This window comes from Paenibacillus sp. FSL R5-0928, from assembly GCF_037970385.1.
Lineage (GTDB): Bacteria > Bacillota > Bacilli > Paenibacillales > Paenibacillaceae > Paenibacillus_AQ > Paenibacillus_AQ odorifer.
The window spans coordinates 1564329-1575815 of the sequence record NZ_CP150225.1 but is presented as its reverse complement, the minus strand read 5'-3'; the positions used below and the strand labels follow the sequence as shown (position 1 = coordinate 1575815).

10 protein-coding genes are annotated in these 11487 nt (G+C 45.9%); 6 read left to right on the top strand and 4 right to left on the bottom strand.

What is annotated here, in order from left to right:
* Positions 1-76: 76 nt before the first annotated feature.
* From MKZ16_RS06915 to MKZ16_RS06905, 3 genes are all read right to left on the bottom strand, one after another.
* Positions 77-916, bottom strand: a complete 840-nt coding sequence (locus MKZ16_RS06915) for a carbohydrate ABC transporter permease (RefSeq protein WP_080742424.1) — start codon at positions 914-916, stop codon at positions 77-79.
* Positions 917-931: 15 nt separating this feature from the next.
* Positions 932-1876: a sugar ABC transporter permease gene (locus MKZ16_RS06910; RefSeq protein WP_339815496.1), complete on the bottom strand. Its 945-nt coding sequence runs from the start codon at positions 1874-1876 to the stop codon at positions 932-934.
* A 98-nt stretch (positions 1877-1974) separates the two neighbouring features.
* Positions 1975-3318 (bottom strand): sugar ABC transporter substrate-binding protein, encoded by a 1344-nt coding sequence (locus MKZ16_RS06905; protein WP_038569278.1) that lies wholly within the window; start codon positions 3316-3318, stop codon positions 1975-1977.
* A gap of 323 nt (positions 3319-3641) precedes the next feature.
* Between MKZ16_RS06905 and MKZ16_RS06900 the strand changes: the two genes are divergently transcribed.
* The 6 genes from MKZ16_RS06900 (at position 3642) to nrdF (ending at position 10882) form a co-directional block, all read left to right on the top strand.
* Positions 3642-5258, top strand: a complete 1617-nt coding sequence (locus tag MKZ16_RS06900; protein WP_339815494.1) for a histidine kinase — start codon at positions 3642-3644, stop codon at positions 5256-5258.
* Complete coding sequence (locus MKZ16_RS06895; RefSeq protein WP_256715557.1) at positions 5228-5368, top strand: hypothetical protein; 141 nt, start codon at positions 5228-5230, stop codon at positions 5366-5368. Before MKZ16_RS06900 ends, MKZ16_RS06895 begins: the two co-directional genes overlap by 31 nt.
* Positions 5369-5398: 30 nt before the next feature.
* Entirely contained in the window at positions 5399-7048 is a 1650-nt protein-coding gene (locus tag MKZ16_RS06890; protein ID WP_052096847.1) for a helix-turn-helix domain-containing protein, read from the top strand.
* Positions 7049-7452: 404 nt separating this feature from the next.
* A complete protein-coding gene (nrdI, locus tag MKZ16_RS06885) occupies positions 7453-7812 on the top strand; it encodes a class Ib ribonucleoside-diphosphate reductase assembly flavoprotein NrdI (RefSeq protein WP_036675861.1) in 360 nt (119 codons plus the stop codon).
* Positions 7799-9883: a class 1b ribonucleoside-diphosphate reductase subunit alpha gene (gene nrdE / locus MKZ16_RS06880; RefSeq protein WP_076099523.1), complete on the top strand. Its 2085-nt coding sequence runs from the start codon at positions 7799-7801 to the stop codon at positions 9881-9883. Before nrdI ends, nrdE begins: the two co-directional genes overlap by 14 nt.
* A gap of 39 nt (positions 9884-9922) precedes the next feature.
* Positions 9923-10882 (top strand): class 1b ribonucleoside-diphosphate reductase subunit beta, encoded by a 960-nt coding sequence (gene nrdF / locus MKZ16_RS06875; protein WP_076099522.1) that lies wholly within the window; start codon positions 9923-9925, stop codon positions 10880-10882.
* Positions 10883-10946: 64 nt separating this feature from the next.
* Here the strand turns inward: nrdF and MKZ16_RS06870 are convergent, their stop codons facing one another.
* Positions 10947-11306 (bottom strand): hypothetical protein, encoded by a 360-nt coding sequence (locus tag MKZ16_RS06870; protein WP_036675871.1) that lies wholly within the window; start codon positions 11304-11306, stop codon positions 10947-10949.
* Positions 11307-11487 lie beyond the last annotated feature (181 nt).

The following is an 11487-nucleotide window of genomic DNA, read 5'->3' as shown; positions in this document are numbered from 1 at the left end:
ATTTATACAGACCCCTTTGACTTATAAAAAAACCTGGCAGCCTATGAAAAATGCAACTGCCAGGTGAAATACGGTTCTAGCCCTTAATGCCCGATGCTGCAACACCTTGTACAAAGTACTTTTGCAGAGCCAGAAAAACAATTACAACCGGAATAATGGAAACCACACTTGCGGCCATAATCAGGCCATATTCGGCGGAATATTGCGAGATGAACATTCTTAGTCCAATTTGGATGGTCTTGAGTTTCGTATCCGTCAGATAAATCATTGGCCCCAGGAAGTCATTCCAGGTGGCGACAAAGGTGAAGATCGTCAATGTAGACAATGCTGGCTTGGACAACGGCAGCATGATTCGCGCCCAAATTCCATATTCGCTCAAGCCGTCAATACGGGCAGCCTCGCATAATTCATCCGGAACACCTTGATAGAACTGGCGCATCAGAAATACTCCAAATGCCGAGAATGCCTGCAGCAGTATGATTGCCAAATGCGTGTTGTTAAGCCCCATGTAACGCATCAGGATAAATTGCGGCACCATGTAAGCCTGCCAAGGGATCGCAATTGTTGCAATATATCCAAGGAATAGAATGTTTTTTCCCCGGAAATGCAGTTTGGAAAACGCATACGCAGCAAAGCTGGAAGTCAGTAGTTGTAGAATCGTTACGATAATCGATAATTTCGCCGTATTGTAAATAAAACGGCCCAGCGGAATGCGTGTCCAGATATCCGCGAAATTCTCCCAGCGCGGATTCTGTGGAATCCACTGCATTGGGAAGGAAAACACATCTTTGTTCATCTTGAGTGAAGAAGACAACATCCATATATACGGAACCAGCATCGCCAGTACTGTCGCAAACAACAAAATATACACAAGAACCATAAGGCTGATTCTAAGTCCTTTACTTTTACCAACCATATCTTTTGAATCCTCCTATTGTCCGTATTTCTTCTCGCCGCGGAACTGGACGATGGTGATGCCAAGTACCAGCAGAAACAATACAATGGCCATGGCGCTGGCATATCCGTAATCAAGCGAGCGGAACGCCGTATTGTAGATTTGATACACCATAACCCTTGTAGAATCATTCAACTGGTTATCGGCGCCGGCAAATAGGTTGATAAAGATATCGTAGACTTTGAACGAATTGATGACTAGAATCATCAGAACAAAGAAAGAGGTAGGCGCCAGTTGAGGGACCGTCACATTGCGGAATCTTCTCCAAGCGCCCGCACCATCAAGTTCAGCAGCCTCATACAATTCAGGGTTGATGCCCTGAAGACCTGCCAAGTAAATAACCATGTAATAACCCATGTTTTTCCACACTGTGAACAGTATTACTGTGAACATCGCCCAGTGTTTATCCGCCGCCCAGCGGGGAAGATCCTCCAGCGGGATACCGGTAAGGGTATGCAGGATATTGTTGATCGGACCCATCGTAGGACTGAAGATAAAGTTCCATACAGCAGCAACGGCCACCAGGGATGCTACATAAGGGAAAAAGAATACGGTTCTCATGAAATTGCGGGCCATTATCTTTTGATTAAGCAGGATCGCCAGCGCCAGCGCCAGCGCGACAATCATGGTGAACGGTACTACGCCAATAGTGTAAACAATGGTATTCCATAATGCTTTGTGAAATGTTGTATCTCTGATCAACCGGGTGAAATTGTCCAGCCCGATAAACTTCATTGGATTGGCCCCGTCCCATTTCACAAAAGCAAGGATAAAGGCAAAAAACATAGGTACCAGTGTAAACAGGGCAAATCCGATAAAGTTCGGCGCAATGAAGCTGTAAGCTACCAGGTTTTCCCGGACACCTTTTGACAAATGACGTTTAGGGATCTTTTTTGTACCCAATATGGTTTCGTTCTGCATTCTTTCTCCTCCAAACCTTCTAAAACTTCCCCACAAATCTATACGCTTTAATATAAAAGGCGGGCTTTCACCCGCCCTTAGAACCGGCTCTCTTAAGGTTAATTATTCAAGAGCTGCTGTACGCGAGCATTCATATCATCCAAACCTTCGTCAATCGAAGCATTTTTAGTCATAATATTGTCATGCGCTTCATTCAAAATAACTTCGATGTCCGCGCTCTTTTCATGCATAGGCATTTCCAGATAAGTCTTAACAGTAGTCAGTGCCGCTTTGCTGTTCTCATCCGCAGGGAAGCCCTCGATGGAAGTAATGGAATTGATAACTTCATCATTCTTAATCGCTGGAATGGTTCCGGTGGAAGCAATAACTTTAGCGCCTTCTTCACCAGTCACGAATTTCATGAAATCAAGTGCTGCTTCTTTATGTTTGGATTTCTGATTTACAGCCAGAGAAGTAATTGTACCCAGGGTTGTACCGGCTTCCACACCATCCGGATGAGGGTATTTCGCAATGCCCCAGTTAGCCGATTGGGACTCGCCGCTCTTCACTTTCTCAATCTGTGTAGCGATAAACCAGCTGCCCATGTTCATAGTAGCAACGGAATTATTGTAGAATACGCCAGAATAGTGCGTGCTTGAAGTCTTCAGTGTGGCGTAATCCATTACGATGCCGTCTTCCTGTTCTTTCAGGATCCGCTCATAGGTTGGCTTCAAGAAATCGTAGTTTCCGTCAACAACAGTGTTCTTGCCGTCCAGAATACCGAACAGTTGAACCGCACTACGCCAAGTATGGTAGTGAGCTCCGTACACTTTTTCAGAACCGCTGCCAGAAGTCATTTTTCTGGCCAACTCATCATATTGCTCGAATGTCATATCATTGCTTGGATATTCCACTCCTGCTTTGTCGAACAAATCTTTATTGTAGTAGAGAATCCAGAAATCGCTGCGGAAAGGAAGCGCATACACCTCATCGTTCACTTCGATTTGTTCTACAGTACCTCCATATACCGAAGGATCAATAGCGTTGCCACTCATAAAGCTTTTAAGCGGCTCCAGGTGATTCTGTTTCACAAGGTTCGAGTAGCCCGGAATATCTTTAATTGTAAGTACGTCCAGATCTGCGCCACCGGACAGTTGTGTGCTTAACATGGTCATATAGTCCGTCGACCCCAGATCGACATATTCGATCGTTACATTCGGATGCTCAGCTTTATAGGCATCGATTAGCGGCTTGTAGTAAGCGGTAGCTTCCCAATCCCACAAGGCCCATTTCAAAGTCACAGGCTCCTGGCTCGGTTCAGCGGAAGCGTTTGCAGAATTCCCCGTTGCTGGAGCTGTCGTTGCAGCAGCACCTTCGTTGTTGTTATTACCAGAACATCCAGCCAGCAGACTCATGGAGAATACTGTGGCGAGGGTTATGCCATAGAATCTTTTCAGTTTCATTTAAATATCCCCTTTTCTTCTGATTGTGTAACTACGATCGGCTCTTCTGAGCTTAGTTCAAAGTTTATAGCTTTTTCCGCAAGAATGGCATGCATTATCAAACAAAGTTCATTCACTTTTCTGTGTTCTTCTTCCCTGCTCCGGTTCAAACCTGTAATTTTCTATCTAAAACATGTAAAATATTCAGCTTATGTACCTCCCCCTGTATCGGAACGCAGGAATATGCTATGGTATATGAAAACGCTTTATATGTTTTCACATTTTGTAGAGGAGTGTTAAATACGGTAAGAAAATCCACCATTAAAAGTCGCATTATTCTGCTCATGGCCGTATTCGCACTGCTGATAGCGTCGCTGCTGTCTTTTTTTAGCTATGAATTAATTACTTATTATCAGCGTAAAACAACCATCCAGGCGACCGAGTTCAATCTGCAGCTGGTATCCCATATTATTGAACAGGATTTGATTGATCTGTCATCGCTGGCGATGACCTGCAGCACTAACTCTTCTACTAATACCCTGATCACAGACTACTTCAGCTCACCTAAGGCTAGCTCTAAGGAAGCAGTTAATGTATTCAACTCGATGCAGCAGGACTTCCTGAACAACCGCTCCAACAGCTATGCCCGCCGTCTGATTGTTACGGATAGCAACGGAAAGTTTCTGCAGGTGGATAAAACCGGCACCTCTGTTCCGCTTACCATACACAATATCGGTCAAATTACCGGCCTTAGCAACGATGCCGAGGAGAAATGGGACCGGGTGATCAAGGACCCGCTCTCCAACACGAACGGAATTCCTTTTGTTTTTCCTATTTACGGCAAAGGAGCTTCCCGCGTTGGAACAGTGTACCTGTTAGCGAATACCACTGTTATTACCGACAAGCTGAAAGGGTACTCCCTGCCGAAGAATTCCCGGCTGCTGCTGACGCTCGGCAATCATCATTATCAGCTCATCGGCGATCAGGTCATCGCCATTGCAGAGCCGTATGAACCGGTGGCCTATACCAATGATAAACCTGTCGGTCCGCAAACCGAGCTGTCCATGGTCAAGCTGGCGGACGAGAAAGAGAGCCATATCGTGGTATCTTATCCCGTACGCAGCGGAGTCATTCTGTCACAGACTTTATCCAATGACCTGTTCGCTCCCAAGACAAATATATGGATTCTGGTTATGCTCGGCGTCTGTCTCCTGGTTATTGTCTTAAGCGCTATCATTACGCTGTATCTGACCCGTACCATCAGTCTTCCGGTGGAAAAACTGAAGAAGCGGATTGATAAGATCGCCCAGGGCAATTTCCTGCTGGACCGCAATATCGAATGGAACAGCGAGCTTGGCGATGTCGGACGGGGTATTAACCGCCTGTCCCAAGATATCGTAGCGCTTATGGACAGCCGGCTCGCTGACGAGAAACAGAAACAGGAGCTGGAATACCGGATGCTGCAGAGTCAGATCAATCCCCATTTCCTGTACAACACACTGAATTCGATCAAATGGATGGCTACAATTCAGAATGCTACCGGCATCGCAGAAATGACCACTTCACTATCTAGACTGCTGCGCAGCATCGCCAAAGACAACCGTAGACTGATGCCGCTGAAGGATGAGCTGAGCCTGCTGGATGATTATTTTCTGATTCAGAAATACCGCTATGGCAGTACGGTCTCTATGGTAAAGGAGATTGACAACGAGGAACTGCTAACCGGCCTAATTCCACGATTCACGCTCCAGCCCCTGGTCGAGAACGCCATCTTCCATGGCATTGAGCCCAAAGGCAGAGGAGAAATTCTCATTAAGGTGGCCAAAAGTGGATTCGCCGATATTCTAGTTACGATTGAAGACAACGGTGTAGGGATGAAGGAAGAAGAAATCTCCACGATTCTGTCGAATCCAGTGACGGAAGCAAAGAAATGCCCGAGAATATTGGACTCCGCAGCGTAAATGAACGTTTGCGCCTGGCATTTGGGGATAATTACGGTCTTTCGATTGAGAGTGAGTCGGGCCAATATACCCGGATGAAGATTCTTCTGCCGTTCCTGCAAAAGGAATAGAGTAGCATACCAAGCAAGGATGTGATGGAATTGATCAAGTTGTTAATCGCTGATGACGAGGCGCTGGTCTGTATCGGCTTGCAGTCCATGCTGAAGTGGGAGCAATATAATATAGAAATTGTCGGCATTGCACACAACGGGGCTCAAGAGGAAGAAATGATTGACACCCTCCGTCCTGACATTGTAATCAGCGATATAAAAATGCCAATTAAAAGCGGCTTAGAAGTTGCCAATGCGGTACGCAAAAAACACGGCCGGCTTCCGCTGTTTATCATCTTAACAAGCTACGAGGAATTCGAATACGCACGTGGAGCGATTGAAGTGCAAGCCACAGATTATCTAGTGAAGCTAGAACTGACACCAGAGGCACTTGATGCCTCCATTCGGAAAGCAATTTCCCAATTGGAGGCTTTTCAAACCCTAGACAGCTATCCCATGCTTGCTCATAGAGGCAATCTACAAGCCCAACGCGATAAATTTTTCATCCGCCTGTTCAATAACTTATTCGCAAATAAAAACCAGTACCTTCTGCAGAGAGATGATTTAAACCTTGAGCTCAAGGAACCTGCTTATCTAGTCTGCACTTGCCGTATTTTGGGACCAGACAGTGTCCCGCCCCGCGGCGATAAAATGGTTGCTCTGTGCTCAAGTACCGTCCAAATGGCCAAAGATACGCTTACTTCCATAAGACCTTGTTATGTGACCAGTCTGGACTTGCGCAATTTTGCTGTAACCCTGCCCGTCAACGGGACGGATTCACGGCAATGGATGCCTGAGATTGAAATGCTATTGACCCATATGGCCTCCATACTCCATAACTACTTCAATGTAAGGATCATCGGCGCGATCGGCTTTGCGGTCGAGGATCCTTATTTGCTGCGGGAAAGCTACCTCGCTGCGCGAAAAGCGCTCCCTGCTGCGGTTAAAGCACAGTCGTTTGTGTTTTTTGCCGAAGGAGAGTCGCTGGAGCAGGATCATCTGTTGTTTGATTTCTCCGAATTGCGTACAGAGATCCGCCGTGCTTTTGAAGAAATGGATACCCAAGCTTTATACGCCATTATCTCCAAAATGATCGAAATCTTCGACGGCCGGGCCGACCTGCTGGTTCCCGCCACTGATGCCGCCTGCAACATTCTGTATATGGCCACTTCACTACTTGCAGACGGTGAGAATATTGTGGAGCAAATTTTCGAAAATGAACCGGAGGGCTACCGGGCTATCTACCAGATGCATACGATTGAAGAGATCGCCGGCTGGCTGATCCAGTTCAGGGACGGTTGCTCGGACATCCTCTCTACCCGCAGACAAAGCTACAAGGAGCAGCTCGTCAAAAATGTCCAAGAGTATATTAAACGAAATCTCGGAACTAAGCTCTCGCTCAATCAAGTGGCGGATGTCTTCAATTTCAGTCCCAACTATCTGAGCCACCTTTTCTCCAAGGTTGCCAAGGTCAACTATGTGGAATATATCACGGAGATCAAAATCACGACAGCCAAAGAAATGATGGCACGCGGGGAAGGTCGCATCTACGAAATCTCACAGAAGCTGGGATATGAGAGTGCCTTCTATTTCAGCAAGGTCTTCAAAAAGGTAACCGGAATTTCCCCCAGAGAATACATGCAGCAACTTAAAGCAGATTCACCGCCTGACCGAAGCCTCGGAGTAAACAACCGTTCTTGAGATCAAGAGATTATTAAGAATAACCCCACTTCGCAAAAATAAAGCCAATAAATCTGCAAGGAGCAGGCTCTGTTCCTTGCAGATTTATTGGCTTGCCATCACCCTCAGCAGCATCCCTAAGTATCACCCTTACTCCTGCAAATTTTTTTATTTTTATTTTTAAACTAGCAAAATACTAATACTCCGGTCTTTCTGCCCTAAAAGCCTGCCAAAAAACCGCTTACGAGACACTTTCCCAGCTATTAAGACGGCTGTTCCCATATTGACTTTTCAACATATAGTAATTAAAATAAACAACGCACACTAAATATAGTATAGATACAATTTTTCAGTATTTAAAGCTTATCCATTCAGTTTTCATACTATTTTCAATAGTTTTTAATATTTACAGGGGGACAGACACCATGCTAGTCGCGTATGATTCAAAAACAGGAAATGTCAGACGCTTCATCAGCAAACTTAAGTTGCCGGCTGTGCAGATTGAGGAGCATATGACGATTGACGAGCCCTATGTGCTTATTACATATACCACCGGCTTTGGACAGATTCCAGAAAAGGTGTCTACTTTCTTGAAGAACAATAATGCCAATCTGAAAGGCATAGCCGCCAGCGGCAATAAGAACTGGGGCGAGCTGTTCGCGCACAGCGCGGACTTGATTGCAGATCGTTATAACGTGCCCGTTATCGGTAAATTTGAGTTATCGGGTACATTTGGCGATGTAGAACGGATTAAACAGGAGGTGAGCCGGGTTGCGGCATATTGAATTAAACAACATGTTGATGAAGAGAGACGAAAGTGGCTTCTTTCAGTTAGACAAAGATCTTGAGGCAGTAGCCGAATTTATGCGGGATGTAGAGCGCCGGAGTCTGGCTTTTGCGAATACAAAAGCCAAGGTTGATTATATGATTGAACAGGATTTCTACGAGAATTTTTACGAACAGTACAGCACGGCGGAAATTGAAGAAGTCTACCAGATTACCCACGCCTACAACTTCAGTTTTCCATCTTATATGGCAGCTTCGAAATTCTACACGGATTACGCTGTAAAAACCAATGACCGCAAACAATATCTGGAGCATTACCCGGACCGTGTGGCGGCAGTCGCCCTTCACCTGGGACGCGGCAACGCCGATACTGCCGGGGTACTTGCCCGTTCGATGATGGAACAGCGCCTGCAACCTGCGACCCCAACCTTCTTAAATGCCGGTAAGAGCCGGCGTGGTGAGCTCGTCTCCTGCTTCCTAATCGAAATGGACGACTCGCTCAATTCCATCAACTATGTGCTGAATACCTGCATGCAGTTGTCGAAGATCGGTGGCGGTGTGGCCGTCAACCTATCCAAGCTACGCTCCCGTGGTGAAACTATCAAGGGTGTTGAGGATGCTGCGAAGGGAATTATACCTGTACTTAAGCTGATGGAAGACGGCTTCTCCTATGCAGATCAGATGGGTCAGCGTAAAGGATCAGGAGCAGCCTATTACAACATTTTTGGCTGGGACGTTCTGGAATTCCTCGACAGCAAGAAGATCAATGCCGACGAAAAAACAAGACTCAAAACCCTGTCCATCGGCCTGATTATTCCGAACCGCTTTTATAAGCTGGCGAAGGACAATGAAGCGCTGCATGTATTTGCTCCTTACAGTGTGTACAAAGCCTACGGAACGCATCTCGACGATATGGATCTGGATGACATGTATGATAAGCTGCTGGCCGATCCACGTGTCAAAAAGAAGAAAGCTATGAGCGCACGGGATATGCTGACCAAAATTGCCATGATCCAGCTGGAATCTGGCTATCCATATATCATGAACAAGAGCAATGCCAATGCGGCCCATGCCCTGAAAAACGTCGGACAGATCAAAATGTCCAACCTTTGTACTGAAATCTTCCAGCTGCAGGAGACCTCAGAGATTGCCGACTACGGACAGGAGAGTACAATCCGCCGCGATGTAAGCTGCAATCTGGCTTCCTTGAACATTGTTAACGTGATGGAACATGGCAAAATCCGTGAATCCGTACATGAGGGCATGATCGCCCTGACCGCTGTTAGCGATATGACCAGTATTTCCAATGCCCCAGGCGTAGCCAAAGCAAACAAGGAAATGCACTCTGTCGGTCTTGGCGTCATGAATCTGCACGGCTATCTGGCTAAGAACAACATTGCTTATGAAAGCGAGCAGGCCCGCGATTTTGCCCGGACCTTCTTTATGACCATGAATTTCCACTCGCTGGAGAAAAGCATGGAAATCGCTGCCGCGACGGGCCGATCTTTCCATGGATTTGAGGCTTCTGATTATGCTACGGGAGCTTATTTTGAGCGTTACCTGACTACCGATTACCGTCCGGTTACCCCAAGGGTACAAGAGTTATTCGGAGATATTTATATCCCATCCCCAGCTGACTGGGAACAATTGCGGGATGCGGTAAAAGCAAATGGCCTATACCATGCTTACCGTTTGGCGATTGCGCCAACGGCCAGCATTTCCTATATCCAAAACGCCACTTCAAGCGTTATGCCGATTGTTGAGCAGATTGAGACTCGGACTTATGCTAATTCGACTACTTATTATCCGATGCCGTACCTGCGGCCGGACAATGTATTTTTCTATAAATCGGCTTACCAGATGGACCAGTTCAAGGTAATCGATCTGATCGCGGAAATTCAGCCCCATATCGACCAAGGTATCTCGACCGTTCTGCATGTTAACAGTGATGTTTCCACCAGAGAACTGGCCCGCTCCTACCTGTATGCGGCGCATAAAGGCTTGAAGTCGCTGTATTACACCCGGACCAAAAAGCTGTCTGTCGAGGAATGCCTCACCTGCTCGATCTAAAAGGAAGGCTATAGCCGCAGAAAAGGAGATTGCAATATTATGACCGCTATCCAAGCCGTTAACTGGAACCGTCCCGACGACGATTTCTCATTGATGTTCTGGAATCAGAACATTATGCAATTCTGGACGGACGATGAAATTCCATTATCCGATGATAAAATGTCCTGGCTCACGCTCAGTGAGCAAGAAAAGGACTCCTATATGAAGGTGCTGGGCGGTCTGACACTGCTGGATACGATTCAAGGCGGAGTCGGAATGCCGCAGATTATGGAGCATGTCGAAGGCCTTCAACGTAAAGCCGTACTGGGCTTCATGGGCATGATGGAACAAATTCACGCCAAATCGTACAGCAGTATTTTCACCACTTTGTCCTCTACAGAGGAGATCGACAGTGTATTCCGCTGGGTAGAAGAGAACCCCTTCCTCCAGTTCAAAGCGGAGACCATATCACAATATTACAAAAACATAGACTCACCTAAAGACCTGTACCTTGCCATGGCAGCCTCCGTCCTGCTCGAGAGCTACTTGTTCTACAGTGGTTTCTTCTATCCCCTATATCTGGCTGGGCAGGGCAAAATGACTTGCAGCGGTGAGATCATCGACCTTATTCTACGGGATGAGAGCATCCATGGGGTATATGTCGGCGTGCTGGCACAAGAGATCTTTGACGGGCTCCCAGAAGACGAGCAACGCGAACTTCACCATACGCTGGTAGAATTGCTTCGACTGCTGCATGAGAATGAAGAGCGTTATACCGAGCAGATCTATGCCCCTATCGGATTGGTGGACGAGGTTAAGACTTTCCTAAGATACAATGCCAATAAAGCGATGATGAATCTGGGCCATGATCCGCTATTTGACGAGGAAGAGATCAACCCGATTGTTCAGAACGGGATCAGCACCCACACCAAGCAGCATGACTTCTTCTCGAAGAAAGGCAACGGATATGTCCGGGCGCTTAATGTGGAGCCACTGAAGGATGAAGATTTTCAATTTTAAATATAGATAAAACAAAAAGTGCGGAGAAAGCTCTCCGCACTTTTTGTTTTATCTATTTATTAGATTATTGCAATTTTTTCAGTACTGTTCTAGCTTCTTCATAGGTATCGTAAGCATCAGCAAAATCTCTGCCAAAAATACGTTTCAATTGCATTTTCCAAATTGGGTTTTTAGTTACATAAGCCCATCCTGCTTGACCAGCTGCTTTCGCCATCTCACCTGTTGGAGCCAACATTGCTGCAACTTCAGGAGAAAGTACACTTGCAGATTCAGTTACATCAGTTGTACCCGTAAATTTAGGACTAACAAGCTTCATGATATTCTCAAAATCTTTCAAGTATCCTGGAACATCCTCAGCAGAAAAATCGATAGATACTACATCGATGTGGTTTTCACTTTTGTTGTATTTAATTGTGTATGACATAATTGTATTCCTCCAAGTTTTAATAGTTATTTTTTAATAATAGAAAGAAATGTATGTAACTCCAACAGACAAAAAAATTTCTGCCCAGGCTTTTCAGTAACTTCTACTTTTGGCAACTGGGTTTGGAACAAACTGCCTTGTTTAAATGATGCCATATCGTTACAATCAATAGTAAATGACA